The sequence below is a fragment of the Gordonia sp. NPDC003424 genome (genome assembly GCF_053588655.1).
This window is the reverse complement of record NZ_JBSFQJ010000009.1, coordinates 171,404-197,244: the sequence shown is the minus strand read 5'-3', so window position 1 is coordinate 197,244 and position 25,841 is coordinate 171,404. Positions and strand designations below refer to the sequence as shown.

The 25,841-nt window shown below is 68.6% G+C and carries 23 protein-coding genes; 7 read left to right on the top strand and 16 right to left on the bottom strand.

Annotated features, from left to right (window positions below):
* Positions 1-39 precede the first annotated feature (39 nt).
* Positions 40-2,394 (top strand): Tex family protein, encoded by a 2,355-nt coding sequence (locus ACWDTI_RS15590; RefSeq protein WP_449739003.1) that lies wholly within the window; start codon positions 40-42, stop codon positions 2,392-2,394.
* A 174-nt stretch (positions 2,395-2,568) separates the two neighbouring features.
* On the opposite strand, the gene ACWDTI_RS15585 is transcribed toward ACWDTI_RS15590, so the two are convergent.
* Positions 2,569-2,958, bottom strand: coding sequence for an SRPBCC family protein (locus ACWDTI_RS15585; protein WP_449739053.1), 390 nt, complete (start codon positions 2,956-2,958; stop codon positions 2,569-2,571).
* A 58-nt stretch (positions 2,959-3,016) separates the two neighbouring features.
* Between ACWDTI_RS15585 and ACWDTI_RS15580 the strand changes: the two genes are divergently transcribed.
* Positions 3,017-3,829, top strand: a complete 813-nt coding sequence (locus ACWDTI_RS15580; RefSeq protein ID WP_449739002.1) for a shikimate 5-dehydrogenase — start codon at positions 3,017-3,019, stop codon at positions 3,827-3,829.
* Positions 3,830-3,854: 25 nt separating this feature from the next.
* On the opposite strand, the gene ACWDTI_RS15575 is transcribed toward ACWDTI_RS15580, so the two are convergent.
* The 7 genes from ACWDTI_RS15575 to mdcA are packed head-to-tail and all read right to left on the bottom strand — an operon-like array spanning position 3,855 to position 9,906.
* Positions 3,855-4,769 carry an ACP S-malonyltransferase gene (locus tag ACWDTI_RS15575; RefSeq protein ID WP_449739001.1) on the bottom strand — a complete coding sequence of 305 codons (915 nt, stop codon included), beginning with the start codon at positions 4,767-4,769 and terminating at the stop codon, positions 3,855-3,857.
* 7 nt (positions 4,770-4,776) lie between these two features.
* Positions 4,777-5,412, bottom strand: coding sequence for a malonate decarboxylase holo-ACP synthase (locus ACWDTI_RS15570; protein ID WP_449739000.1), 636 nt, complete (start codon positions 5,410-5,412; stop codon positions 4,777-4,779).
* A complete protein-coding gene (gene mdcE / locus ACWDTI_RS15565; protein ID WP_449738999.1) occupies positions 5,400-6,224 on the bottom strand; it encodes a biotin-independent malonate decarboxylase subunit gamma in 825 nt (274 codons plus the stop codon). The genes ACWDTI_RS15570 and mdcE overlap by 13 nt, the downstream gene beginning before the upstream one ends.
* A complete protein-coding gene (locus ACWDTI_RS15560; RefSeq protein ID WP_449738998.1) occupies positions 6,221-7,069 on the bottom strand; it encodes a biotin-independent malonate decarboxylase subunit beta in 849 nt (282 codons plus the stop codon). The genes mdcE and ACWDTI_RS15560 overlap by 4 nt, the downstream gene beginning before the upstream one ends.
* On the bottom strand, positions 7,062-7,373 hold the full coding sequence (mdcC, locus tag ACWDTI_RS15555) for a malonate decarboxylase acyl carrier protein (protein WP_449738997.1): 312 nt from the start codon (positions 7,371-7,373) through the stop codon (positions 7,062-7,064). Before mdcC ends, ACWDTI_RS15560 begins: the two co-directional genes overlap by 8 nt.
* Positions 7,361-8,218 carry a triphosphoribosyl-dephospho-CoA synthase gene (locus ACWDTI_RS15550; RefSeq protein ID WP_449738996.1) on the bottom strand — a complete coding sequence of 286 codons (858 nt, stop codon included), beginning with the start codon at positions 8,216-8,218 and terminating at the stop codon, positions 7,361-7,363. The genes mdcC and ACWDTI_RS15550 overlap by 13 nt, the downstream gene beginning before the upstream one ends.
* Positions 8,218-9,906: a malonate decarboxylase subunit alpha gene (mdcA, locus tag ACWDTI_RS15545; RefSeq protein WP_449738995.1), complete on the bottom strand. Its 1,689-nt coding sequence runs from the start codon at positions 9,904-9,906 to the stop codon at positions 8,218-8,220. The genes ACWDTI_RS15550 and mdcA overlap by 1 nt, the downstream gene beginning before the upstream one ends.
* A 90-nt stretch (positions 9,907-9,996) precedes the next feature.
* Here mdcA and ACWDTI_RS15540 point away from each other — a divergent pair, with 90 nt between their 5' ends.
* The gene (locus ACWDTI_RS15540; RefSeq protein WP_449738994.1) at positions 9,997-10,914 is read left to right on the top strand and encodes a LysR family transcriptional regulator; all 918 of its coding nucleotides are present in this window, start codon (positions 9,997-9,999) and stop codon (positions 10,912-10,914) included.
* Positions 10,915-10,948: 34 nt separating this feature from the next.
* Here ACWDTI_RS15540 and ACWDTI_RS15535 read toward each other — a convergent pair whose 3' ends face one another.
* The gene (locus tag ACWDTI_RS15535; protein ID WP_449738993.1) at positions 10,949-11,791 is read right to left on the bottom strand and encodes an arylamine N-acetyltransferase family protein; all 843 of its coding nucleotides are present in this window, start codon (positions 11,789-11,791) and stop codon (positions 10,949-10,951) included.
* A 758-nt stretch (positions 11,792-12,549) separates the two neighbouring features.
* Between ACWDTI_RS15535 and ACWDTI_RS15530 the strand changes: the two genes are divergently transcribed.
* The gene (locus ACWDTI_RS15530; protein ID WP_449738992.1) at positions 12,550-14,205 is read left to right on the top strand and encodes a DUF222 domain-containing protein; all 1,656 of its coding nucleotides are present in this window, start codon (positions 12,550-12,552) and stop codon (positions 14,203-14,205) included.
* 39 nt (positions 14,206-14,244) lie between these two features.
* Here the strand turns inward: ACWDTI_RS15530 and ACWDTI_RS15525 are convergent, their stop codons facing one another.
* On the bottom strand, positions 14,245-14,610 hold the full coding sequence (locus tag ACWDTI_RS15525; protein WP_449739052.1) for a hypothetical protein: 366 nt from the start codon (positions 14,608-14,610) through the stop codon (positions 14,245-14,247).
* A 79-nt stretch (positions 14,611-14,689) separates the two neighbouring features.
* Positions 14,690-15,130, bottom strand: coding sequence for a MarR family winged helix-turn-helix transcriptional regulator (locus ACWDTI_RS15520; protein WP_449738991.1), 441 nt, complete (start codon positions 15,128-15,130; stop codon positions 14,690-14,692).
* Positions 15,131-15,251: 121 nt separating this feature from the next.
* Here ACWDTI_RS15520 and ACWDTI_RS15515 point away from each other — a divergent pair, with 121 nt between their 5' ends.
* On the top strand, positions 15,252-16,418 hold the full coding sequence (locus ACWDTI_RS15515) for an acyl-CoA dehydrogenase family protein (RefSeq protein WP_449738990.1): 1,167 nt from the start codon (positions 15,252-15,254) through the stop codon (positions 16,416-16,418).
* 91 nt (positions 16,419-16,509) lie between these two features.
* Positions 16,510-17,832: an MFS transporter gene (locus ACWDTI_RS15510; protein ID WP_449738989.1), complete on the top strand. Its 1,323-nt coding sequence runs from the start codon at positions 16,510-16,512 to the stop codon at positions 17,830-17,832.
* Between the two features lie 181 nt (positions 17,833-18,013).
* Here ACWDTI_RS15510 and ACWDTI_RS15505 read toward each other — a convergent pair whose 3' ends face one another.
* Together ACWDTI_RS15505 and ACWDTI_RS15500 are read right to left on the bottom strand one after the other, a co-directional pair.
* Positions 18,014-19,414, bottom strand: a complete 1,401-nt coding sequence (locus tag ACWDTI_RS15505) for an FAD-binding protein (protein WP_449738988.1) — start codon at positions 19,412-19,414, stop codon at positions 18,014-18,016.
* Positions 19,415-19,555: 141 nt separating this feature from the next.
* Positions 19,556-22,726 (bottom strand): BTAD domain-containing putative transcriptional regulator, encoded by a 3,171-nt coding sequence (locus tag ACWDTI_RS15500; protein WP_449738987.1) that lies wholly within the window; start codon positions 22,724-22,726, stop codon positions 19,556-19,558.
* Between the two features lie 90 nt (positions 22,727-22,816).
* Between ACWDTI_RS15500 and ACWDTI_RS15495 the strand changes: the two genes are divergently transcribed.
* The gene (locus ACWDTI_RS15495; protein WP_449738986.1) at positions 22,817-23,380 is read left to right on the top strand and encodes a mismatch-specific DNA-glycosylase; all 564 of its coding nucleotides are present in this window, start codon (positions 22,817-22,819) and stop codon (positions 23,378-23,380) included.
* Here ACWDTI_RS15495 and ACWDTI_RS15490 read toward each other — a convergent pair whose 3' ends face one another.
* From ACWDTI_RS15490 to ppk2, 3 genes are read right to left on the bottom strand one after another with little or no spacing between them, the layout of a single operon-like run.
* A complete protein-coding gene (locus ACWDTI_RS15490; protein WP_449738985.1) occupies positions 23,381-23,677 on the bottom strand; it encodes a DUF503 domain-containing protein in 297 nt (98 codons plus the stop codon).
* Positions 23,678-23,716: 39 nt separating this feature from the next.
* A complete protein-coding gene (locus ACWDTI_RS15485) occupies positions 23,717-24,952 on the bottom strand; it encodes a polysaccharide pyruvyl transferase family protein (RefSeq protein ID WP_449738984.1) in 1,236 nt (411 codons plus the stop codon).
* A 52-nt stretch (positions 24,953-25,004) separates the two neighbouring features.
* Positions 25,005-25,838, bottom strand: coding sequence for a polyphosphate kinase 2 (gene ppk2 / locus ACWDTI_RS15480; RefSeq protein WP_449738983.1), 834 nt, complete (start codon positions 25,836-25,838; stop codon positions 25,005-25,007).
* Positions 25,839-25,841: the final 3 nt, after the last annotated feature.

Below are 25,841 nucleotides of genomic sequence, written 5' to 3'. Positions count from 1 at the left end.
GAGGCGTGCGTGTCCGACCGCTTCGGTAGGGTGCTGCGAGTGAATTCGAGTACTGCCGTGAAGTCAGTGAATGCCCGCATCGCCGAGGAGCTGTCGGTCGGTGAATCGCAGGTCGCGGCGGCGGTGAAACTCCTCGACGAGGGGTCGACCGTCCCGTTCATCGCGCGCTACCGCAAGGAGGTCACCGGCAGCCTCGACGACGCCCAGCTGCGCACCCTCGACGAGCGGCTGCGCTACCTGCGCGAGCTCGACGAGCGCCGCGACGCCGTGCTCGCCTCGATCGAGGAGCAGGGCAAACTCACCGACGAGTTGCGCGGCGCGCTGCTGGCCGCCGACACCAAGGCCCGCGTCGAGGACATCTACCTGCCGTACAAGCCGAAACGACGCACCAAGGCGCAGATCGCCCGCGAGGCGGGCCTCGAGCCGCTGGCCGACCGCCTACTCGCCGACCCGTCCCTGCTGCCGGACGAGGCGGCCGCCGAGTTCACCTGCGACGGATTCGCCGACGCCGCGGCGGCGCTCGACGGTGCCCGGCAGATCCTGGTGGAGCGCGCCGCCGAGGATGCCGAATTGGTTGGCGCGATCCGGGAGAAGTTCTGGGCCGGCGGGTCGATGCGCACCGCGGCGCGCTCGGAGGCCGCTGCGAACACACCGGCGGCGCAGAAATTCCGCGACTACTTCGATTTCACCGAGCCGCTGGAGAAGATGCCGTCGCATCGTGTCCTGGCGGTGCTGCGCGGCGAGAAGGAGGACGCGCTGACGCTGACCCTCGACGGCGGTGACGACGACGGTTACGAGGCGATGGTCGCGGCCACCCTGGGCATCGACGCCTCGAACAACGGCCCGGCGACCCCGTGGCTGGTGGGCACCGCGCGCTGGGCCTGGCGCACCAAGCTGATGGTGTCGGCGTCGATCGAGGCGCGGGTTCGGTTGCGGCAGCGTGCCGAGGAGGACGCCGTCACGGTGTTCGCCACCAATCTGAAGGATCTGCTGCTCGCCGCTCCCGCCGGCACCCGCGCCACCCTCGGCCTGGACCCCGGCTTCCGCACCGGTGTCAAGGTGGCCGTCGTCGACGCCACCGGCAAGGTGCTCGACACGTGCGCCATCTACCCTCACCAACCGCAGAAGCAGTGGGATCAGGCCAAGGGTGTTCTCGCGGCTCTCGTCGCGCGCCACGGCGTCGAATTGATCGCCGTCGGTAACGGCACCGCCTCGCGCGAAACAGACGCGCTGGCAAAGGAACTGATCGCCGACATCCGCGCGTCCGGCGCCACGCCACCGGTGGCGGCGATGGTCAGCGAGGCGGGTGCGTCGGTGTACTCGGCGTCCGAGTATGCGTCGAACGAGCTGCCGCAACTCGACGTGTCGTTGCGCGGCGCGGTGTCGATCGCGCGCCGGCTGCAGGATCCGCTGGCCGAGCTGGTGAAGATCGAGCCGAAATCCATCGGTGTCGGCCAATACCAGCACGACGTCACGCCGACGACGTTGGCGCGCAGCCTCGATGCGGTCGTCGAGGACGCGGTGAATGCGGTTGGTGTGGACCTGAATACGGCGTCGGTGCCGCTTCTGTCCCGAGTATCGGGCGTCACTCCATTCTTGGCCGCGGCGATCGTCGCACGCCGCGACGAGGTGGGCCCGTTCCGCAGTCGCAAGGGGCTGCTCGATGTTCCGCGTCTGGGCCCCAAGGCCTTTGAGCAGTGCGCAGGGTTCTTGCGCATCCGGGACGGGGAGGATCCGCTCGACGCGTCGGGTGTGCATCCCGAGTCCTACCCGGTGGTCCGGCGGATCGTGGCTTCCTCGGGGATGCCGATCGCCGAGCTGATCGGCAACACACGCACCCTGCGGGGGCTGCGGCCCAACGAGTTCGCCGACGACCGGTTCGGTGTGCCGACCGTGACCGACATTCTCGCCGAACTCGAGAAGCCCGGACGCGATCCGCGACCGGCCTTCGCCACCGCGACCTTCGCCGCCGGCGTGGAGAAGGTCGCCGACCTGAAGCCCGGCATGGTCCTCGAGGGCGTGGTCACCAACGTCGCGGCCTTCGGGGCGTTCGTCGACGTCGGCGTCCATCAGGACGGGCTCGTGCACGTGTCGGCGATGTCGGATCGGTTCGTCTCCGATCCCCACGAGGTCGTCCGTTCGGGCCAGGTGGTGCGGGTCAAGGTCATCGATGTCGACGTCGATCGCCAGCGCATCGGGCTGAGCCTGCGGCTCAACGACGAGCCCGGACGTGGGAAGCCGGCGAAACCTTCTGCGGGACAGGGCAAGTCCGGCGGAAATCGCGGTGGTCAGCGGGGGCAGCGTGGTGGTGATCGCAACCAACGGCGGGACAACCGGCCGGCACCGAGTGGATCGATGGCCCAGGCGTTGCGGGACGCGGGCTTCGGCAAGTAACCCCCGCCGGTTGAGCCGATACGGAGCGCCGGCGGGGTCGTTCCCCCCGCCGGTTGAGCCGATGCGGAGCGCTGGCGGGATCGTTCCCCCCGCCGGTTGAGCCGATGCGGAGCGCCAGCGGAGCATCGAGTCGAAACCCGGTGAGCCGCAGATGTTCTCAGCCGGTCGATGTTCTCACCCGACAACCGCAGCCGCCAGCGCCGCCAGATCCCGCTCTACCGCAGCACAATCGGCCTCGAACTGCTCGTCGGTGAGGTCGCGTTGCCGAACGGTGAACACCACTTCGGCACCATCGGGGTGCGCGAGAACGCGGAGGGGATTGGCGACCACGGTCCCGTCCGGGAGCGTCACGTCGTGGTCTAGTATGCCGAAGTCGTTGGCCGGTGCGAACGTGACCGTGACCTCACCCATGGGGGAGTCCACCACGAGGACATCGCCGACCCGACGCACGCCCGCGGCGAGACCGGCGGCCCACCTCGGCAGGTTGTCCGGGTCTGCCGCGAACGCGTACACCTCGTCGGCCGAGGCAGCGGGAATCACGACCGACAGGTGCCGACTGTGCATCGTCATGATTCGAGGCTACTGCGCACCGCGCACAGTCCCGGCCGGATAGGCTCGCCACATGCCGATCCTCAACAAGGACATGACCCTGTGCATCTCGCTGTCCGGCCGACCGTCGAACATCGGGACGCGCTTCCACAACTTTCTCTATGACGAACTCGGGCTGAACTACATCTACAAGGCGTTCTCCACCGACGACATCGAGGGTGCGATCCGCGGTGTCCGGGCGCTCGGCATCCGCGGCTGTTCGGTGTCCATGCCGTTCAAGGAGGCCGTGATCCCGCTCGTGGACGAGATGGAGGAATCGGCGACGGCGATCGAATCGGTCAACACCATCGTCAACGACGACGGCCGCCTGACCGCGTCCAACACCGACTACGAGGCGGTGGCATCGCTGCTCGCCTCGCACGCCGTCGACCCGTCGTCGTCGGTGGTCATCCGCGGATCGGGCGGCATGGGTAAGGCCGTGGTGGCGGCGTTTCGCGGCGCCGGATTCGACGACGTCACCGTGCTGGCCCGCAACGCCGAAGCCGGTGCCGCGCTCGCCGAGAAGTACGGCTACCGGCACAGCGTGGAGGACCCGGCGCCCGGCGCCCCGGTCGTCGTGAACGTCACGCCCCTCGGCATGCGGGGTGCCGACGAGGACACACAGTCGTTCTCCGACGACGCGGTGGCCGCGGCCGACGTGGTCTTCGACGTCGTCGCATTTCCGGCCGAGACGCCACTCATCCGCGCGGGCCGCGCGGCGGGCAAGCAGGTGATCACCGGAGCCGAGGTGATCGCCCTGCAGGCCGCGCGGCAGTTCGAGCGGTACACCGGGATGGCGATCACCGCCGAGCAGGTAGCGCGGGCATCGGAGTTCTCGAGGGCCTGACTGTGGCGCCCCGGAAAGGGGCGGTTCAGTGGCGACCGAACGTCGCCAGTCGCCGGGCGGCTTCGGCCGCGCCGGTTTCCTCCGCGACGACCACCTCCGCGCCATCGGGCATCAGTCCGACCAGCGATCGCCCCGGCGGCAGCTGCACGAAACAGCGGACTCCGCGATCCGACAGGATCTGCATCGCCTTGGACCACTGCACCGGCCGGGTGACACCGGCGCTGAGCTCGGCGCGCAACTGGGCCGCCGTGACGATTCGTTGCCCGGAGATGTTGCCTGCCAACGGGATCGCGGGCCGTCGGAGGTCAGTGTCGGCGAGCGCCTGCCGCAGGGCGGTCTCGGCGGGGATCAGCAGCGGGGTATGAGCGGGTACCGCGACCGCGAGACGCCGCACCCGTTGCGCCCCGAGGTGACGCAGATGCGGCACCAGCGCATCGACGTCGGCCGCCAGGCCGGAGATCGTCACCTGCAGCGGCGAGTTCACCGTACTCACCCACACCCGGTTCCCGGTTGCTCGAGCTTGTGCCGCAGCCGATTCCGCGGCCAGGACACCGATGCCGTCGACGGCGACCATGGCGGCATCCGGTGGGGAGGCCGACGCCATCGCGGTGCCGCGAAGCTCGACGAGCCCGATGGCGTCACCGAGGTCGACGGCTTCGGCGATCACCGCCGCACCCCAGAGTCCCACCGAGTGGCCGGCGAGATGATCGGGACGGGCTCCGGCAGAACAGAGTTCACGAGCCCAGGCGACCGAGGTCAGCAGGATGGACAACTGCGTCGCCCGGGTGGAGGCGAGTGCGGCCTCGGTGTCGAGCTCGAGGGGATCGGCACCCAAGACCTCGGCGGCCTCGGCGAGGACGGCCGCACCCGCCGCCGGCAGTCGGTGGAGCATGCCGGGTTGCTGGGCTCCCTGGCCGGGGAAGACGAAAGCGGCGCTCATCGCACCGTCATCCCCACGGGCGACTGGTCAAGACCGGGCCGGTGCCGGTGCGCAGCGCGACCGGCCCGCCGTCCTGCCGGAGCCATTCGGCGAGTGCGAAGGCGCCGAGCGGGGTGGCGACCTGGAGGTCGACTCGTGCACCGCAGCCGTCGAGCACGGCGAGACAGTCGTGCGCGGCGTCGCGGGACAGCGGTGTCGGGGCGTCGACGACCAGATCGAGATCGCTGCCCTCGGCGACCGCCGGTGCCCCGGTCACGAGTTCGAAGCCGACGCTGCCGCCCGGACCCCAGCGCTCGGCAAGCCCCTGGAGTGCCCCAGAGCTGCGCAACCGGTCCAACGTGCGCAACGCCGGCAGATGTCGCCGGTCCGGAGCCGGTGTTGTCGCGATCGCCCACGGCGCCACCACCTCGGTCACCGCGCCCACGGGCACCACGGCCGCGTAGCGTTCGGCCCGCGTCGCTCCCCGGACGCCCACCGCGACCCGGCCAGGACCGGCGTCGGCGCGCCGCACGACGACCCACGGGTCGGGACCGATCGTGGCCGCTGCGCGGGCACGTGCCGTCCGCGTGGGGTCATCGCAGTGCAGCGCCGTCGCCGACATCAGGCGCAGCAGGTCGTGTGGGTGCGGCGTCAGAGCGTCCACTGCGCGTCTATCCGCTCACGGACCAGAGTCGATCCTGCCCTCTGGTCGCGGGCTGCGTCCGAGGTCAGCCGGGTTCGCAGGGTGCGGTCGCCGGTGACCCGCAGGTCGTCGATCGCGGTATCGATGGCCGCGCGGACCACCCGGACGTCGTCGACCGACGGTGACGACGGATCCTCCACCGAGAGCAGCGCGTGCAGGGCGCCGAGGCGGGCGAACGACCGGATGTCGTACGCGGTGGCCGGTACCAGCTCGGCGGTGGCGTCGAGTTCATCGACGGTGCGGCGGGTGATGCGAGCGGTGGCCGTCTTGGACATGACCTGCACGACCACACCGTCGTGATCGAGGGCGAGCAACCGCCCGGCCTGCAGACCGATCGCCAGGAAGGCACCTGAAACCGCTTGCCCGACGATCACTCCGATGGTGGGATGGCCCGCCAGGCGTGCGCTGGCGAGGGCGTTCGCGGCCGCGGCGAGCGACTGATGGATACCCGCCAATTCTTCGATGTAGCCGTATGCCTGGCTCGGCACGTCGATCACCATGATGACCGGACGTTTGTCCGTGCGGGACGCGTCGTCGTCGATGACCCGGGTGATCGCATCGGCGACTGCCCATCCCTCGGCCAGGCCGACCTCGCCGCGCCGCGCCCGGGGGTAGCGGGCGGCCGGGTCCCCAGTGACGGCGAGTATCGCGGCCGATGCCGCGGATTCGGTGCGGTACGTCCCGGAGAGCAGACTCGCCGGTTCGGCCCGCAGACGGTCCGCGACGAGCGCGTCGAACCATGCATATCCGAATGAGTTGGGTGGGGTGGTCATCGGTCGATCTCCTCGACAAGCGTGCGGAACCGGGCGGGATCGGGACGTTCGACGGGGTCGACGGCGGCCACGATCCGCAGACCGCGGTCGATCTGGTCGGCCCGGGCCGGGCCCGGATTCGACGGTGTCGTCCACACCGCGCGGACTGCGTCGCCGACCCGATCGGCCTCGTCGTCGACCAGCATCTCGGCGAAACGCGTCGACGTGCGTTGTGTGCCGCCGATCGTCGACCAGATGAGTGGGCGGTTACGTGCATTCAGTTCATCCACGCCTGCCTCGCTCTCGATGACCTCGGGTCCGTTCAGGCCGAGGCGGGCATTGCGGGTCATGATGAGATGGCTGGTGAGGCCGGCGGCGATGCCCATCCCGCCGAAGCATCCGAGCGGTCCGCCGATCACGCCGACGACCGGGCCGCCACGGCGGAGCTCGACGAGCGCCGCATGGATCTCGGCGATCGCGAGGAGCCCGAGATTGGCTTCCTGCAAACGGATTCCGCCGGTGTCGAGGACCAGCACGACGCGGATGTCGATGCCCCTGGCGAGGTCTACGGCGGCCCGTTCGAGCGCGGCCGCGAGCTTCGCCCCGGAGATCTCGCCGACTCCGCCGCCCTGGAATCGGCCGTCGAGTGCGGCGACCACGGCGCTGACCCCGTCGATGGTGCCGCGTCCGATGACCGCACCGTCGTCGGTCTGCGGCACGATGCCCTGGATCGGCAGGTGCGGGGACTCGACGCGATCGGCCGGACCCAGCAGTTCGCGGAAGGTTCCCGGGTCCAGAATCGATCGGACGCGGTCGCGGGCCGTCAGCTCTGTGAACGGAAGGCATTGCGTCAGAGGACTACTCACCGGTGTCTCCGTTCCGGGCGATTTGGGCGGCCTGGGCCAGTCGGAGGGTGACCATGCCGGGCGTGGCGCCGAAGTCGTTGATCTCGTAGCGTGCGGCGAACGCGTGCTCACGCAGCGTCCGCTCGAGGACACGGCGCCACAGGTCGTCGAAACCGTCGACGCTGGTGCGCAACTCGACCCGGGCGTCCTCGCCGCCGAGGCGAGGGGTCATCAGGATCTCCAGATCGCCGGAGGCGACCACGCCGACGTGAACGGGCCGCTCGAGCTCCGCGTGTGCGGGGAAGGTGAGCGTCAACGATTGCATGGTGCCTCCAGGTGGTCGAGGAACAGTGCGAGGGCGAGCAGATCGGCACTGCCCCCGGGCGAGACGCCGAGCGCGCAGAGCCGGCGGTCCAGGGAGTCGAGTGCACGTGCGCCGGCCGACGTGCCGACGCCGCCGTGGCGCAACACCGAACGTGCGCCGCGACGCGCGGTGTCGAGGGCGGGAAGTCCGCCGCGCGCGAGAAGGCAGGTGTCCTGTAGACCGCTCATCGCGGCCAGGAGTGCGTCCAGTCGGGCGTGATGTTCGAGCCGGCCGTGGTCCCGTGAGGCGCGCAGCTGGTCCAGGGCCGCGGCTGCGTGCGGAAATCCGTTGCGCGCCTCCGTGATAGCGCCACCGACGCGATACCGTGCGCGCGCACGTGCGCCGAGACGATCGCTCTCGTGTTGCCCGGCGGGGTCGTCGTGCGCGGCGATGGCGGCGACCTTCGTCAGGATCTCGGAAGGAACGTTGCTCCTCGTGGCCGCAGTGGCACCGACCGCGAGTCCGAGCGCCCAGATCGCGCCACGGTGGGTGTTGACACCGCCGGTGGCCGTCATCATCGCGTGCTCACCGTCGCGGCCCGCCGCCGCGAGATGGATACGCAGTGCACGATCGTCGTCGACGGTGTGGCCGATTCGGGCGAGTCGCACGAAGGTGTCGCGCAGGGCGTGCGCGGATCGGTGCATCATGGCGAGGTCCATGTCGGAATGCACGCCGCTGTCGCGGCCGTCGACGAGCGCAGGTTTGGGTGTGAGTTCGGCCTCGGCCACCAGGGCCGCGATCGCGGCGTCGGCGAGATCCTCATCGCTGCGCTCGTCGGAGCGCAGAAGCGTTGTCGCGGTGACCATCACGCGCTCCGGTACCGGGCCGGCGGGTCGTACAGACCGCCGGACCATCGAACGAGGTCCTCGATGCTGAAGGCGGACAGCATCTTTCGGGTGGCGTCGGCAGGTCGTACGCCGAGGTCACCGGGTGTGGCGAGCACACCGTCGCGACGCAGCCGGTCACGTTGCGCAGGAGTGGAGGTGGCTCCGAGCGGTCCGGCTCCGGCCAGTGCGGCCACAACCTGTCGACGCTCCTCGAGATCGCGCGCACGGTAGAGGTACCCCACGCCCTCCTCGCTGACGAGGTGCGTGACGTCGTCGCCGTAGATCATCACCGGGGCGAGCGGCATTCCGGCGCTCCGGCCGACCTCGACGGCGTCGAGACGTTCGACATATTTCGGGACCCCGCCGGTGCCGTAGCTTTCCGCGATCTGGACGACGAGTTTGCGGCCGCGGTGCACGCCGAGCCGCCCTTCTCCCTCGACGAGGCTCATCCATGCGGGAGTGGCATGACGACGGCCGTGGGGGTCGTTGCCGAGATTCGGGGCGCCGCCGAAGCCGGCGAGCCGGTCGGCGGTGACGGTCGAGGAGTTCGCTTCGGCGTCGACCTGCAAGGTCGACCCGATGAACATGTCGGTGGCGTAGAGGCCGGCGGTCTGCGCGGCCATGCGATTCGACCGCAGCGTGCCGTCGCGTCCGGTGGCGAACACGTCGGGGCGCGCGGCGACGTAGCGTTCCATGCCGAGTTCGCCGCCGAACGAGGTCACCGTCTCGACCCAGCCGCTCTCGATGGCGGGGATGAGGGTGGGGTGTGGGTTCAGCGCAAAGGTCGTTGCGATCTTGCCGCGCAATCCAAGTCGCTCGCCGTACGTGGGCAGCAGGAGTTCGATGGCGGCGGTGTCGAACCCGATGCCGTGGTTGACGGAGGTGACCTGATGCCGTTCGTAGACGCCACGGATCGCGAGCATGGCCAGCAGCACGTGCACGTCGGTGATCAGTCGCGGATCGCGGGTGAAGAGGGGTTCGATGTCGAACGGCCGGTCGGCGACCACGACGAAATCCACCCAGTCGGCCGGAATGTCGACCCGGGGGAGCTGACCGTCGTCGACGAGGCGATTCACCTGGGCGATGACGATGCCGTCGCGGAATGCGGTGGCCTCGACGATTGCCGGGGTGTCCTCGGTGTTCGCTCCGGTGTACAGGTTGCCGGCGGCATCGGCGGCCTCGGCGGCGACCAGGGCGACGTCGGGAGCAAGGTCGAGAAACATCCGCGCGTACAGCTCGAGATAGGTGTGCACCGCGCCGACCTCCATCGTCCCGTCCGCGATGAGGGCGGGGACGCGCGCGGATTGTGGTCCGGCGAAGGCGAAGTCGATCCGGCGGGCGATCCCGCATTCGAACAGGTCGAGGTGTTCGGGGCGGGAGATCGACGAGATGAGCATGTGCAGGTCGTGGATCCGATCGGGGTCCACGAGGTTCAGCGATCGGGCGAGGAAGTCGGCCTGCTTCTGATTGTTGCCCTCGAGCGCGACGCGGTCACCGGACTCCACCACGGCCTCGATCAACCGGACGATCGATTCCGTGGGCGCCACATGACCGTTCGCGATCGACGAGGCGGCGGACAGGCGGCGGCGCTTGCGGTCGCGGCGGGTCGTCCAGGACCGGTCCGCGGACGCACGTCGATCTCTGGTGGCCGTTGCTTCGGTGGTCACATCGGTCTCCTTCGGCGTGGTGATGCGGACCGTCCAACTGTCGCGCAGATCGTGCTGCCCACACCAGCACCCAGCCCCTATACTCATTCAATGATGAATGAGAAATCGGCGATACGCGTCTTGGCGCCGGGCCTGGTGCAGCTCGCGGCGTTGCGGATCGAGGAATCGGTTACCGGGGCGGCCTCTCGGGCCGGGACCAGCCAGCCGACGATGAGTCGGGCGATCCGACGTTGGGAGGATGCGCTCGACGTGACGATCGTGGAGGAGGACGGACGTGGCGTGCGGCTCACGGACGAGGGGCGGGCCCTCGCCGATGCCGCGGCGTCCGCCGTCGACAGTATGGATATGGCCATCCGGCGCGTGACCGGTGCGGATGCCGGCACTCGACTGACGATCGCCTTCCTGCGGTCGCTGGGGCCGTCCGTGGTGTGTGAACTCGTCCCGGCCTATCTGCGCGACCACCCGACAACCTCGGTGGCCCATCGCGAGATGTCCACCTCCGCGGTCCTGCGTGACATCGAGACCGGAGACGTCGATGTGGCCGTGACCGCACCCCGACCTCCACGCCGATTCCGCTGGCTACGGCTCGGGAAACAGGCGTTCGTGCTCCTCGTTCCACCGTCGCATCGACTTGCCGGTCGCGAATCGGCCTCGCTCGCAGAGGTGGCCGACGAGGGTTTCATCGTGCTCGACGGCCGCTACCATTCGCGGCAGGTGGTCGAGAACCTTTGGGCTGCAGCACGAATCGTGCCACGGATCGTCGTTGAGGCCGACGATCGGCTGACGGTCGCGAACTATGTCGCGGGTGGACTCGGAGTGGGCGTGGTGCCGGCCGACTCAATCGCTCACGCACATGCGGTGAGCATCCCCCTTACCGACAAGGGCGCGGTTCGCGATTTCGGGCTGGTGTGGTCGGCAGCCGGCGATCGTGCCGCGGTCGACTCTTTCGTACAACATGCCGAGGACTTGTGTGCGCGATACCCGGGATGGGCGGACATCGAGGGCTGACTCGACTCGGGTGACAGGCCGCCAACGATCGAGCTCAGTTGTCGAGGACCTCGGCGACTCGGGCTTCGAGGCCGGTGATGCCGGAGTGGTCGATGCCGAAGCGTTCGGTCAGCAGATCGAGGACCTCGGTGGCGGTATCGAGATCGCGGGTCTCGCTGGCCGCCTCCGGACGGTGGATTGCGAGGTGGCGGCCGCGCAGATTCCAGCGGGCGTCGTCGTGGATGATCGACGCGCTCAGGCCGGTACGAAACGGATGCGAGGGGTGCGTGGAGACGTACCAGCTGCCGACGACACTGTCGATGTCGGGTCGCGGTGTGTCGCCGAACAAGTAGACCGGGCGCCACCTGCCGGCGACCTCGGAGTCGAGCCGCAGATAGCGGTCGTCGTCGCACGTGACGATCCGGAACGGATCGAGGTCGGTTGCCTGTCTGTCACCGGTGGTGAAACGCAGTGCCTGCGTGGGAGTCTGGCCGCCGAAGCCGACGTCCACGAGATAGGGCTGTGTGTCGCCCGGGATGTGGACCCGTAGTAGTTGATGGGTTTCCGCGGGAATCGACCCGCCCGGCGGACGGCCCCACACGACTCGGCCGGCGAGAAGCTCGACGTCGAAACCGATCGCGGACAACACATATCGGAACAGGCCGTTCTGCTCGTAGCAGTAGCCCCCACGCCGTTGTGCAATCATCTTGTCGTGCAGGCTCTTTGCATCGAGATGCTCGACCGGTATCCCCATCATCGGGTCGATGCTCTCGAACGGGATGTGACGCAGATGCGCGCCGATGAGGGCGTCGAGTGTCTCCAGGGTGGGTGTCACGTCGCCGTGATGACCGACACGCTCCAGGTAGGCGGGTAGATCCACGGTTGCGTCGTTGGCCATGGGACACAATTCTGCCAGGTGGTCGACGCCGGCCGGGGAGAGGCGCCTGGTTCCGCCGGTCGATCTCGACGCGGCGTCCGATGTTCGGGGACTTGCGTCCGATGGGCGAGGACTCCCCGCTTCGATGGTCGGGCTCCTCCCGTCGATGGGCGAGGACTCCGGTCCGATGGGCGAGGACTCCCCGCTTCGATGGTCGAGTAAGCCTCCGAGCGAAGCGAGGCGGCGCATCGAGACCACTTTCGTTGTCACACAGAGGATCTTGATGTCAGCCAGAGGACCTCGGTCTCGACGCGCACGGCTCCTTCGTCGCCGCGCTTACTCGACCCGCCGGATGATGCGGCGCCTCACTACCCTCGGATCCGTACTCGATCAGCGGTAATCGGCTGCGCGGCGGGGAAGTCATCTGTGTACGCCGAGACCCGATGATCGGGCAAGCCTCCCGATGGTCGAGTGAGTAACCTGGGCCGCCGCAGGCGTCCAGCGTGGGCTGGGAAGAGGCGCAGCCCTTTTCGCTGATCGATCTCGATGCGGTCGTCGCAAGCTCCTCCCTTGCTCGATCAGGGGGGTGTGGCGACTCTTCGGATGAGCGCGCGAGCGGAGCGAGTGGGCGAATCCGCCGGGCTGAGCTTGTCGAAGTCGAGACGACCGCGCACGCCGACGATTCTTGTCGTACCCCTGTTATAGGTTGTTGTCAGCAGGAAAAAGAGAACGAGGGGCCGCACCACCGCGCTGTCGGGTGGTGCACGAGTCAGAGATGAATGTGGTTGTCCTGCAGTCATGCCCGCATCTCTGAAAGGCTCGTCGTGTCCGCGTCTGCCGGTTCGCCCACCACACCGTCGGTGTGGCGTGGGCTGCCGGCGGCCTACACCGGTGGGGTCGAGGCCGGCGACGTCGAGGCGGCGCCGACCACCGATCTGCTCACCGGGATGCGCGAGATGCATCGCGGACAGTCCTATCTCGCCTACCGCGAGTACCAGCACGCCGCCACCCTCTACGATCGGTATGTCGCCGCCCGCGAAGACACCGACGGGTTCGTCGTGGACGGATTCGCCGACGCCGCCACCCGCATCGCGCAGGTGCTCACCGTGACCCGGTATCGGGCCGAGCGGTTGCTCACCGAGGCGATCGCCCTGCGTGACCGGCTCCGGGAGGTGTTCGAATGTCTCGGCGACGGGGTGATCAGCCCCAACCAGGCCCGACAGATCATTCTCGACACCGACCTGATCGACGGCCAGTCCTATAGCCCGCAGGTCGATGCCGAGATCGCCCAACGACTGCGCGCCGGCACCTACTCCACCCAACGGTTGCGGGACATGGTCGACCGGATCATCTTCCGCCACGACCCCGACGCGGTGCGCGAGCGTCGCAAGGACGCCCTGGACAAGCGTGGTGTGTGGGTGGAGAACCGTGGCGACGGCACCGCCGAACTTGCCGCGGTCATGTCCGCGGAGAACGCCCGCATCGCCTACGCGAACATCGAGGCGGTCGCCGGCCGGGTGTGTGAGCACGACGGCCGCACCAAGAACCAGCGACTCTCCGATGCCGAGTTCGCGCTGCTGAGTGCCAGCGAGTTCGCGTGTGAATGCGGACGCGACGACTGCCCAGTCACCACACCCACCCTCGACCTCACCACCGACACCGACACCAGGGGCGACACCGTCACCGACAGTCCCGCGGCGTCGACGGCGCTGGTACCGGTAGCGCCGCGGGTGGTCATCCACGTCGTGTGCGACGAAGCCACCCTGGCCGGTCGAGCGAACAACCCGGGCTTCATGGACGGACACGGCGTCATCGACGACGAGCATGTGCGTGAGTTGGCGAACCGCCCGGATGCCCGGATCTCGTATCTGGTTCCGCCGGGCACCCCGATGGACCCCGACGGGTCGTTCATGCTGCCCGGGTCGATCCCGTCGGACCCGTACCGGTCCAGTACCGCGCTGAATGAGTTCATGCGCATCCGGCACGGCTACTGCAGCGAACCCGGCTGCGGGACGAGTGCCTGGCAGTGCGATGGCGATCATGTCGCCGAGTACGACCACGATGATCCGGCCGCGGGTGGGCAGACGACTTCGGAGAACATGAACCCGAAATGTCGGCCCTGGCACTTGCTGAAAACGTTCGGCGAGTGGCTCGATGACATGGGGCGCGACCATGACGGCCGGCTGTGCACCGAAACGATCACCCCCGAAGGGCTGGTCATCCCCGGCGAGGCCGAAACCCTCGAAGACCTCTTCCCCGGCCTGCGCCGTATCCGGTTCACCGCCCGGCCCCAAGCCCCACCCCAGGATGCGCCCCCACCGATCCCACGGCCGACCCGCACCCGGACTCGGACGGCGAACAAGCACGCCCGCCGACGGGCAGAGAGGAACCGTAACCACAAGCGTCACCACGAGGGCCCGCCACCGCCGTTCTGAATCCTGCTGCGCCGGTGGGTCCTTCGTGGTGGACGCCTCTCAGCCGCCCAACACCGTCGGCCCGACGCGGTCGGCGCCCAGCGCCGCGACGCGTTCGCGCAGGCCGCGATCGGCGGTGACGACGACGCAACGACGGCCCTCGGTCCGCCCGGCCACCACGTCCACGATCCGGTCGTCGCCGGATCCGTCGGCCTCGACGACCAGAACCGTCGGAGACGACTCGATGCCGCGCGCCTTGCCCTCGACCACCATGACGACCTCCACCGGGGGATCGAGCACCCCGGGCACCCCGGCATCGGCGACCCCGGCCAGCCGGTCCCGCAGGCGCGCGGCCGCGCCCTGGCGGTCCCGCCACCAACCGTCGGGGCGGGACCCGACGACGTTCGCCGCATCGACGACGAGCAGCGGCGGTTCGGGGTTCGGTGTCGAAGACGTCGTTCGGTCCTTTCGGGAGGGGACAGCGCTCGTGGTCAGTGGACGGTGGTCAGTGGGCGGTGGCCAACACGGACTGCAGCGTCGTCCGAAGTGCGGCCATCACATCATCGGGCACCGCGGACAAGGCGTCATCCTGAGTGGCGCACACGTCACGGTGTGCCCGACGGTACAGCGTGTGACCGGCGGCGGTCGCTTCGACAAGCCGGTTACGCCGATCGGACGGATCGGTGATGCGCCGCACGAGGTCACGGCGCTCGAGATCGTCGACGAGCGAGGAGACCTGACTCGGATCGAGCGCGATGGTCTCGGCCACCGTGCGCTGGTTGACACCCGTCGAACTGTCACAGGCCAGGGCGAGGGCAGAGTACGAACGCACCTTCAACCCGTGAACGACCAGCGCCTCGCTGACCGCGGAAGCGACGAGCGCGCCCACACGGGACAGCAGAAAGCCGATGTCGGCGGTCAACTCGACGGGAACCGGGGTGGTCATGGTGATCCTCCTGCGACGAACACTGGTCAGTATTAACCATTGACATACTCAATAATCGATGATTACGTGTGATCCACGACATTCCAGCCCTCAACGCTCGGACCAGGAGACGAACAGAGCCATGGTTTCGGTAGCCCTCGAACGCACCATCTTCGACGACGATCACCGAGCATTTCGGCAGACCGCCCGAGCCTTCGCGCAGCGTCACGTCGAGCCGCACCTCGCCGAATGGGCCGCGGCCAAGTCGATCGATCGTTCGCTGTTCGCCACGGCCGGGGAGTTGGGTCTGCTCGGCGTCGCGGTCGACGAACACTTCGGTGGCGGCGGCATCGACGACTTCAGGTACAACGCGATCCTCATCGAGGAGCTCGGCGCGGTCGGCGCGCAGGCCGTGACCATGGCGCTGTCCGGGTTCAACGACCTCGTCGCGCCGTACCTCGAATGGTTGTGCACCGACGAGCAGAAGCGCACATTCCTCGCACCGCTGTGTTCCGGCGACAAGGTGTCGGCGATCGCGATGACCGAGCCGGGCGCGGGTAGTGACCTTGCCGCCGTGTCGACCACGGCCATCGCGGACGGAGACCACTACATCGTCAACGGATCGAAGACGTTCATCTCCAACGGCATGCTCGCCGACATCTTCGTCACCGTCGTCACCACCGACCCGTCGGCGGGCAAGGGCGGCATCAGCCTCCTGCTCATCGAGGCCGACACGCTTGGCTTCTCCCGCACCGGCCCGCTGAGCAAGATGGGCCTCGCGGCGCAGGACACCGCCGAACTGCACTTCGACAACGTGCGCGTCCCCCGTGCGAACCTCCTCGGCGACGAGGGCAAAGGCTTTGCCTACCTGCGGCACAATCTCGCACAGGAACGACTCTCCATCGCCGTCACGTCGATGGCGCTGATGCGCCGCTCATTCGACCAGGCTCTGGAGCACACCTTGTCGCGCAAGGCCTTCGGGCAGCGCCTCGCCGACTTCCAGGCCAACCGCTTCTACCTCGCCGAGCTGGCCACGGAGATCGAGATCGCACAGGTCTTCGTCGATCGCTGCATCCTCGACGCCGCCCACCACGACCTCGACGAGGTGACCGCCGCCATGGCCAAGTGGTGGGTCACCGAACTGCACTCCACGGTGGTCAACCGAGCCGTGCAACTCCACGGCGGCTACGGATTCATGGCCGAATACGACGTCGCCCGCGACTACGTCGATTCCCGTGGCGGAACGATCTATGGCGGCACCACCGAGATCATGAAGGAGATCATCGGCCGACGACTCACCAAGCCGTGAGCCCATACGTCCGGAAGCATCGAGTTCGCGAAACATACTCCGCAGCAACATAATCCACGCCCACCATCGTCACCCTTCCGAAAGGCCCACCATGACGACCTCCGAGGCACTGACCAACCTGACCCGCGAGGAGAGATCCCGCGAAGCCCGCCGTGTCGTGATGTCGAGCTACCTCGGCAGCACGCTCGAGTACTACGACTTCCTCCTCTACGGCACTGCCGCCTCGCTGGTGTTCGGCCCGGTCTTCTTCTCCGGACTGTCCCCGGCCGCCGGCACCATCGCCTCTCTCGGCACCTTCGCGGCCGGCTACCTCGCCCGCCCATTCGGCGGAATCATCTTCGGGCACTTCGGAGATCGGGTCGGCCGCAAGGCGATGCTGGTCCTAGCGATGACCATCATGGGGATCGCGTCGGTGCTCATCGGCATCATCCCGCCGGCCTCGGCGATAGGCAGCTGGGGTGCCGTCCTGCTGGTGCTGTTGCGGATCGTGCAGGGCATCGCGGTGGGCGGCGAGTGGGGCGGCGCCGCGCTCATGGCACTCGAACACGCCGACCCGCGTCGTCGAGGATTCATGGCGGCGTTCACCAACGCGGGCGCACCCACCGGCGCGGTGCTCGGCACGCTCGCGTTGACCCTGTTCGCCCTGCTACCCGACGACGAGTTCCTGAGCTGGGGCTGGCGCATCCCGTTCCTGCTGTCGGCGGTGTTGCTCGCACTCGGGCTGTTCGTGCGTACCCGGGTCAGCGAGAGCCCGATCTTCGCGGCGGCCGCGGAAAAGGCGGCGCTGAGCAAGACCCGCAGCACCGCGCCGATCGTCGAGGTGCTGCGCGCACCGAAGACCGTTGCGATCGCCGCCGGTGCGTGCCTGGCGAGCTTCGCGATCCAGACCGCCTTCGCCACCTTCGGCATCGCCTACGCGGTCCACGGCGGGTCGTCGAAACCGAACGTGTTGCTGGCGTATGCGCTCGGACAGTTCTGCGGCATCTTCCTGATTCTCTTCTACGCCCGCCTGTCCGACCGCATCGGACGCCGGCCGGTGATGCTGGCCGGACTCGCAGGCATGATCCTGCTGGTCTACCCGCTGTTCCACCTACTCGCCTCGGGCAACCTGGCGTTGATCGCCCTCGCGTTCGTCCTGTCGATGGTGTGCCACGGCGCCACCTACGGACCGATGGCGGCCTACATCTCCGAACAGTTCGGCACCCGAAGCCGCTACACCGGGGCGTCACTCGGCTATCAGCTCGCCACCCTCCTCGGCGGCGGTTTCACCCCGGTCATCCTGGCCTCGTTGTTCGCCGGTGCCGGCAACTCCCTGGTCCCGGTGGGTCTGTTCGTGATCGCTCTGGCCCTCGTCAGCGGGACCATCCTGGTGTTCACCCGGGAGACCAAGGACCTCGAACTCACCGAGGCCTGAACGAAAGTCTCCGCCCGCTGATCGAGTAAGCGGGGAGCGACAGCGACGAAGCGCATCGAGACACCCGAGCAAGGGGGTCTCGATGCGCGTCCTCGTAAGCAGCGGGGTAGCGGCTCAGATTACTTGATCGACCAGCAGGGGTGGCGGGCCGCGGGCGGCCGACGAGCGGGGTAGCGGCCGGTCAGCCGATCGCCACGCCGTGGCAGAACCGGTTCTCCGGGTCGAGTGCCTGCTTGATCGCGACGAGCCGCCGGCGATGCTCGTCGCTGAACGCACTCGCCGATCGCGCGGACCGCTCCCCGCCCTCGGTGAAGTTGAGGTAGGTGGCACCGGTCACGAAGGGCTCCAGAGCTTTTCGGGTCAGACGTTGAGCCGACTCGATCGCGAGTCCGGTATGCGGATCGGGCACGATCGAACACATCTCCAGCAGGAACGTGCCGCTGCGTCCACGGTCGTTGACGGCGTCGCCGGCGTTGCGCCCGATCGCTCCACCGGCGTGGCGGATCTCGCCGAACAGGATCAGCGGCATCGAGCCGTCGTTCGGCATGATCCGTGTGGTCATGATGTCGATGGCATCCTCGGGCAGGGTGTCGAGCCACTCGGTGGTGACCATCGCCGGCATCGGGTCGGTCGGGTCCATGGAGATCGCGTCGGCCGCGGCGAACGGCAGTTCGGTCCACATGTCGACCAGCGGTTCCTGCCACGCGCGCCACTCGTCGACAATCGCCTTACCCTCCTCGAGATCGCCGGACCAGCATCCGCGGAACAGCGTGAAACTCTTGCCGCGGAAGGGTTCCGGCACCATGTCCAGCGGCGGGAAGTTGATCAACGTCACCGCGGAGGTCAGGTCCTCGGACTGCTGCGGCGCCCACTCGCCGAAGCGACGGAGGATCTTGGCGGCATCCTCGGCAGGGTAGAAGAGGTTGCCCGCGTAGACCTCGGCCACCGGGAACAGGTCGATCTCCATGTCGGTGACCACGCCGATCGATCCGGCGCCACCGCCGCGAAGCGCCCAGAAGATGTCCGGGTGGCTGGTGGCGCTGGCGTGCACCGGGGTGCCGTCCGGCGTCACCACGTCGAACGACCGGACCGCGTCCGACGCCAGTCCGTACTTGCGACCCAGCCAGCCGAACCCGCCGCCGAGTGTGTAGCCGACGGCGCCGACGTCCGTGGTCGAGCCGAGCAGCGGCGCGAGGCCGTGCTGCTGGGCCTGTTCGAGGACCGGGGCCCACTTGGCACCCGCCGCGATCCGGGCGGTATGCGCCGCCGGATCGACGCTGACCTCGGTCATCGTCGACGTGTTGATCAGCAGCGCCCCATCGGCGGCCGGGCCGGGTCCGTGACCGGTGGCCTGCACGGCAACCCGCAGATTGCGCGCCGCGGCATACCGGACGGCCTCGACGACGTCGAACCGGTTGGCGGCCACGACGATCACGGCCGGGCGATGGTTGGTCAGCAGGTTGAAACCGCTGCGCGCGGCGTCGTACCCGGGATCGCCGGGGCTGATGACGTCACCGGCGATGCGGGCGTGCAGTTCGGTGGACGCGACGACGGGGGATGGGGGAGTGGACTGGATGGTCATCGGTGTTCCTCTGGTCGGCCGGGGTTCCGGCTGGGGGGCTCCGGCGGGGTGCCGGCTCATGAGGAACTCTGCTCGGAGGGTCTTGGAGCGGGCTTGGGATGGACTTGGTTCGTCATCCAAGCCGTGCTCGGGTGACCGGGGTCAGTCGTCCAGTGACCACCCGTGATGCTTGGCGAAGGCGTCGATGCGCGCAGCGATCGTCGTCGCCTCCTGTTCGTGGGCGCGGCGTCGGGCGGCCTGCAGTGTCTCGATCACCTCGCCGGCCACCGATCCGGCGGCGGACTGGTAGCGCGCCGCGATCAGCAGTCGGTGGGCATCGGGGTAGTGCTGACCGGAACGGTTCGCGAACGATTCGGCACGTGTCAGCAGGTCACGGGCGACCTCGAGCCGCCCGGCGACGATCATCACCTCCGCGTACAGGGCCAACCATAACCCGGTTCCGGTGAATCGTGGAATGCTTGTGGCGAGCAACTCGTCAATCCGGTGCAATGCCTCACCGCCGGGATCGGCCACCCCCCGTGCCCACCAGTACATGAGTTCACCGCTGTGTCGCAGATACGCCATCGACTCGTGCGCGGTGCCCGTCAGCAGACGTGAGCCCATCTCCTGCGCCCACGCGGCGTCGCCGGCGAGGGCAGCCGCCGTGGCGCCGAAGATCGCCACACCCAAATGCGACATGGGGTCGGCGGGACCCCTGTCGATCTGGGCGAAAAGGTCGCGTCCGTGGTCCGGCCCGACGTGCACGGTTGCCGTGAGCGCCCGGAACCCGCGCGCGATCATCATCTGGTCCGGCTGCAGTCCGTCGACCGGTGCGGTGAGCGGAGCGTAGGTCTCCAGCGTGCGGTACGCCTCGCCGAAGTGGCCGCGGTCGAACTGGTCGATACCGGCTGCCTGCATGCCGAGGTGGATGACGCGTGGATCGTCGGAGACCACGGCGGCGGCCGCCAGATCGACGGCGTAGCGGTGCGACGCGTGGATGTCGGCGATCTGCGAGTGGGCGGCGAACCGGGCGAAGTCCAGGTTGGTGAGCAGGGCGAGGTCCCCGGCGGCTTCCCCGAGTTCCCGTGTCCGGACGAGAAGGTCCGGGTCGGCGGAGAGGTAGCCGGTCCGTGCGACGGCATCGGCGAGACGGGTGGTGAGCACCTGCAGCTCGAGACTGTCGTCGCCGACGGCGCGGGCGAGCGTGGCGGCGTTGACCAGCCGCTGCTCGGCAATGTCGAAACTATAGCTGCGCAAAGCATTTCGTCCCGCGTCGAACAACGCTCGAGCAGTGCGACGACGGTCGGCCAACGGGCCCGCCGCCCACAGGTGTGCGGCGTACTGCGCGACCATGGCCGGGGTGCGACCGGTCGCGAGTTGGTCGGCGATGGCCAGGTGCAACCGGTAGGCGCGGGTGGCCGGAATGCGGTCGGCGACGGCCTCCCGGATCAGGTCGTGATTGAACAGGAACGCGAAGGGGTCGTCGGGGTCGAGGTCGATCAGACCGGCGGCCGCGGCGGCGTCGAGAGCGTCGAGGGTGTCACCCACCGCAAGCCCGACGGCGTCGGCGAGTAGCGCGATGTCCACCCGCCGCCCGATCAGCGACGCAGACTCCAACAGGGTGAGCGTCGTCGGCGGCAGGGGGCGTAGGCGCTCGCCGACGACATCGCGGATGCCGGCGGGTACGGCCTGGTCATCGACGGAACCCCGGTCGGCGAGGATTCGGGCCAGTTCCCGCACGAAGAACGCGTTGCCGCCACTGCGCAACGCGATGGAGGCGAGCATGTCCGCGCTCGGCTGTGCCTGGGCCTCACGGAGAACCAGCGCGGAGATGTCGTCGTCGGACAGCGGTCCGACCTCGATCCGGCGGTGATCGGGGAGCCGTGCCAGCGAGGCGAGCGCGTTGGCGACGGGAGTGCGGTACGAGGGTGACGACCGTAGCGCCACGAAGAACGTGACCCCCGGTGTCCGCCGAGAAATCATGTGTGACAACAGTTCCAGCGATGCGTTGTCGGCCCACTGCAGATCGTCGAGCACGATGACCAGGCGATGGGACTCCGCCACTGCGCCCAGCAGGTCCGCCGCCTGCCCGTAGAAGCGGAATCGCGCTGTGGCATCCGGCATTTCGCGTGGCGGCGGGATCACGGTGGTGTCCTCGGTGACCATGCGGCCGAGGTCGCTGTCGAGCAGGGTCGCGCGATGCTCGGCATCGAGTTCCGGGAGCACAGCGCCGAGGACCTGCACCCACGGCCACATGGAGGGTGCCGCGGCATCGTCGACACACCGCCCCCACAGCACCTGCAGGTCGGTGGCGTCCGTGGCGCGGCGAGCCGCCTCCTCGAGCAGGGTCGTCTTGCCGGCGCCGGGTTCCCCCTCGACGACGACGATCCCGCCCGGTCCCGTGGTCGACGCCAGCGCGGCACGGTGCAGCACCGAGAGTTCGTCGAGCCGCCCGATCAGCTCCCGATCCGGTTCGGGCAGAGGAGCTTCCGTCGTGGTCGTCGGCGTGTCCACATGTGGCGATGTGGTGGGCGTCGCCGCGAGAGTGGTGGGGCCGGTGGGTGCGTCGAGGGCCGGGGAGTGGGTGAGGATGTCGTGCTCGAGCGCGCGCAACCGGGGACCGGGATCCACGCCGATCTCCGCGGCCAGGATCGCGCGGGCATCGGCGATCGCGCCCAGCGCCTCGGACTGGCGCCCGAGCCGATATCGGGCGACGGCGAGCAGCATCCACAGGCCCTCGTCGAGCGGAGACCGCCGGACGGCCTGCTCGAGTTCGGGCACGAGCGCCCGATGCTCACCGATGGCGAGGCGGGCCTCGTACGAGAGTTCCTGCGCCTCGGCGATCGTCCGGTCGAGGTGTGCAGCCGATTCGTCGCGGAATCCGAGACCCTCGAACTCGGGCAGCAGCGGGCGATAGCGGGTCAGCACCGACTGCAGTCGTGTCGCGGCACCGGCCGAGTCGCCCGCCTTGTGCTGCTCGTGAGCCTTCTCGATGTCGGCGACGAGAAGACGGACGTCGACCCGATCGGGATCGGCCGACAGCACATAGCCGGTTCCGCGGGTGAGGACGACGCTCGACGGCGTCCGGGGCCGCCGATCCGGTTCCAAGGCCTTGCGTAACCCCGAGATGTAGGCCTGCACAGACACTTCCGCGCGGTCCGGCGCGGCCGATCCCCAGATTCCGTCGATGAGCCGGCCGGTGCTCACCGGGTCCCCGTCGGCGAGCAGCAGTTGCGCGAGCACCGCGCGTTGTTTGCGCGTACCGAGTTCGACGGCCTCGGAATCGATCTGCGCGCCGAGGCCGCCCAGGACAATGAACTCGAGCCGGGCCACGCACGAGAGTGTAAACCGGAACACCGTGGTCCCACATGTCCGTTCGGCGGGATACCGTGGTTCGACGGTCAGGTGGCGACAGGAGGGTCCATGGGATTCACCCGAACAGAGTTGGCGTCGTTCTCCGGTGCCGAGGTGCCCGACCTGATCGGACCGGGCTGCCGGCTGCTGTTCGTCGGGATCAACCCGGGCCTGTGGACCGCCGCGGTCGGCGCGCATTTCGCGCGACCCGGCAATCGGTTCTATCCGGCGCTGTTCCGCGCCGGGATCACCTCCCGACTCATCGACGCCTCGACCGGTATGCGCGAGCAGGACCGTGACCTGCTGATCGCGAGCGGCGTGGGTATCACCAACGTGGTCGCCCGCGCGACGGCGACCGCGGCCGAGCTGTCCGCGGACGAGTTGCGCGCCGGGGGCCGACGACTGCGGGACACGGTGCGGCGGGTGGCGCCGACGGTGGTCGCGATCGCGGGAATCACCGCCTACCGCACGGCATTCGGACACCCGAAGGCGGTCGTCGGACCGCAGGACGAGAAGTGGGACTCCGCGTCGGTGTGGGTGGTGCCCAACCCGAGCGGGCTCAATGCCCACGAGACGGTGGAGACGCTGGCCGAAGCGTATGCCGCGGCGGCGCGCGCGGCGGGCGTGGTGTGATCACACGTCGTCGGAGGCGATGACCCGGCGGCGCACCGACAGCAACTCCACCTCCGGGCGTCCGGCGGCCCAGCGCTCGACGTGGTCGAGCACGTCGATCACGTGGGCGCGATCGGCGGCGACGACACCGACGCCGATGATCGAGCGGCGGTACATGTCATGGTGTTCCACCTCGGCGGCCGACACCGCATAGCGTTTGCCCATCTCGGCGATGATCGGCCGGATCACCGACCGCTTCTGCTTGAGTGAATGCACGTCACCAAGGAGATAATCGAACTCTGCGAACCCTATCCACATCGTTCCGCCATCGTAGACCTCGCCGGCGAGGTTCCGCGATCAGATTATTCGCCACGGATAGAGGCGTTGCGCCAGAGCCTTTTTCGCTGCGATCGCGGTGTCCCGGTCATCGGCGGTGAACCCATTGGCGGTGGGTTTGGCGGGGATCTCGCCCGGATCGTGGACGACGGTCCAGCGCGAGCCGGCCGACGTCAGCGAGATGTGCTTGCTGGCGTAGTAGTCCGGCCGGCCGATGATCGCGACCCCCGGATCGCCGGCGGCCGCCGCCACCAGATGCGGATGGAAACGGGTGCTGATCCAGGTCTTGCCCTGCCCGATGGGCAGGCCGGAACGCCACACGTCGAGGAACGGGATATAGGTGGCCCCGTCGAGTCGTGCGCCGAGCCGGGTGGGCACCTCCGAATCGATGCCCGGGATGGCCTCGACGACGGTGATCGCACTGCCCGGTACCTCCCACGCATCGAGTGTGGCGGCGACGAATCGGGTCAGCGCGTCGAGACCGGTGGTGCCGAACGCGGCGAAACTCTCGGTCAGATCGGACTGGATGCACAATGCGACACCGTCGGATTGCGGTGGCATCTCGGAGCTCTCGAGGGCCCGAAGCGTCTCGGGTACGGCGAGCCACGCGTCGTCGCCGGTCTGCCGCCGCCCCGCCATCGAACCCAGGACATCGGCGGATCCGTCGTCGCGAACATCGAAGACGGTGAACTCGTCGGCCGCCCGCAGCAGCGCGTCGCGCGCCGGGCCGTCGACCACCGGGATCAGGCCCTGCCCGGTGGCGTAGGCCGGAACGCCTGCGGTCCGGGCGAGTTCGGCGGCCGCCATGACCAGCGAGACATGATGCGGCCACACCTGATTGACGTAACCCCCACCCAGCAGATGCACCGACGACGCACTCCGGAACATGTCGACACCCTCGGACAGGCGCGGTGCCGGCCCGAAGGTGGTCGCCGCCTCCGCCACCCAGGTCCACGGCGTGGCCGGGTCGGGTCCGTCCTCGCGGGTGGCGTCGGCGGCATAGACCGTCAGCTGCCACAGCGTGTCGACGAACACCACGTTCGGGTGGGCGTCGTACAGCATCAGCGCCGACTGCCCAGGAGTATGGCAGTCGAGAACGACGAGGGCGCGCGGCCGCGTCCGTGCCAGATACCGCAGCCATGCTCGCGCGATCAGTTCGTCGCCATAATTGGGATATCCCGCCGGCGCGACGAGATAGATGATCTCCGTGCGGCGGAGACGATCGCGGACACGGGTGAAGACGTCTGAGCCGGGCACGTGCACCCCGGGAATACTACCGACCGCACCAACTCATCCGGTACGGCTCGGGTCAGTGATCTCCCCCGAGGAGTGCCGCCACATGATCGGGCACGTATTTGGAGAGGGAGCGCGGCGGCCGGTGATAGTTGCCCGAGGCGATCGGTTTCTTCGGCAGATCCACCTTCGGTCGCGGCACGTCGTGGTAGTCGATCGTCGACAGCAGATGCGCGATCATGTTCAGCCGCGCGTGCTTCTTGCTGTCGGATTCGACGACGTACCACGGGCTCATCGCGGTGTCGGTGTGCACCATCATCTCGTCCTTGGCCCGTGAGTACTCCTCCCAGCGGTACACCGCCTCGAGGTCCATCGGACTCAGCTTCCATTGGCGCACAGGGTCGTTCATCCGGGAACGGAATCGCTTGAGCTGTTCCTCGTCGGACACCGAGAACCAGTACTTGCGCAGCACGATCCCGTCGTCGATGAGCATCTGCTCGAAGATCGGTGTCTGGCGCAGGAACCGGGTGTGCTCCTCCGGGGTGCAGAACCCCATGACCTTCTCGACGCCGGCGCGGTTGTACCAGGACCGGTCGAACAGCACGATCTCACCGGGCGCGGGCAGATGCGCGACGTAGCGCTGGTAATACCACTGGCCGCGTTCCCGGTCGGTCGGCGCGGGCAGTGCCGCGACGCGAGACACGCGCGGGCTGAGGTATTCGCTGATCCGCTTGATGGTGCCGCCCTTGCCCGCGGCGTCGCGGCCCTCGAAGATGACGACAACGCGTGCGCCCGTCGTGCGCACCCACTCCTGAAGCTTCACCAACTCGGTCTGCAGGCGGAACAGTTCGGCCTCATAGACCTTGCCGGACAACTTCAGGGGTGCGGCGGCCTTCGCTTTCTTCGACATGCG

Coding starts and splice junctions, on each gene's coding strand:
- ACWDTI_RS15550 (WP_449738996.1), bottom strand. CDS start 8,218: ATGGTCACCGCGACAACGCTTCTGCGCTCCGACGAGCGCAGCGATGAG.
- ACWDTI_RS15510 (WP_449738989.1), top strand. CDS start 16,510: ATGACGACCTCCGAGGCACTGACCAACCTGACCCGCGAGGAGAGATCC.
- mdcC (WP_449738997.1), bottom strand. CDS start 7,373: ATGCAATCGTTGACGCTCACCTTCCCCGCACACGCGGAGCTCGAGCGG.
- mdcE (WP_449738999.1), bottom strand. CDS start 6,224: ATGACCACCCCACCCAACTCATTCGGATATGCATGGTTCGACGCGCTC.
- ACWDTI_RS15535 (WP_449738993.1), bottom strand. CDS start 11,791: ATGGCCAACGACGCAACCGTGGATCTACCCGCCTACCTGGAGCGTGTC.
- ACWDTI_RS15505 (WP_449738988.1), bottom strand. CDS start 19,414: ATGACCATCCAGTCCACTCCCCCATCCCCCGTCGTCGCGTCCACCGAA.
- ACWDTI_RS15530 (WP_449738992.1), top strand. CDS start 12,550: ATGTGGTTGTCCTGCAGTCATGCCCGCATCTCTGAAAGGCTCGTCGTG.
- ACWDTI_RS15585 (WP_449739053.1), bottom strand. CDS start 2,958: ATGCACAGTCGGCACCTGTCGGTCGTGATTCCCGCTGCCTCGGCCGAC.
- ACWDTI_RS15540 (WP_449738994.1), top strand. CDS start 9,997: ATGATGAATGAGAAATCGGCGATACGCGTCTTGGCGCCGGGCCTGGTG.
- ACWDTI_RS15495 (WP_449738986.1), top strand. CDS start 22,817: ATGGGATTCACCCGAACAGAGTTGGCGTCGTTCTCCGGTGCCGAGGTG.
- ppk2 (WP_449738983.1), bottom strand. CDS start 25,838: ATGTCGAAGAAAGCGAAGGCCGCCGCACCCCTGAAGTTGTCCGGCAAG.
- ACWDTI_RS15490 (WP_449738985.1), bottom strand. CDS start 23,677: ATGTGGATAGGGTTCGCAGAGTTCGATTATCTCCTTGGTGACGTGCAT.
- ACWDTI_RS15580 (WP_449739002.1), top strand. CDS start 3,017: ATGCCGATCCTCAACAAGGACATGACCCTGTGCATCTCGCTGTCCGGC.
- ACWDTI_RS15575 (WP_449739001.1), bottom strand. CDS start 4,769: ATGAGCGCCGCTTTCGTCTTCCCCGGCCAGGGAGCCCAGCAACCCGGC.
- ACWDTI_RS15520 (WP_449738991.1), bottom strand. CDS start 15,130: ATGACCACCCCGGTTCCCGTCGAGTTGACCGCCGACATCGGCTTTCTG.
- ACWDTI_RS15515 (WP_449738990.1), top strand. CDS start 15,252: ATGGTTTCGGTAGCCCTCGAACGCACCATCTTCGACGACGATCACCGA.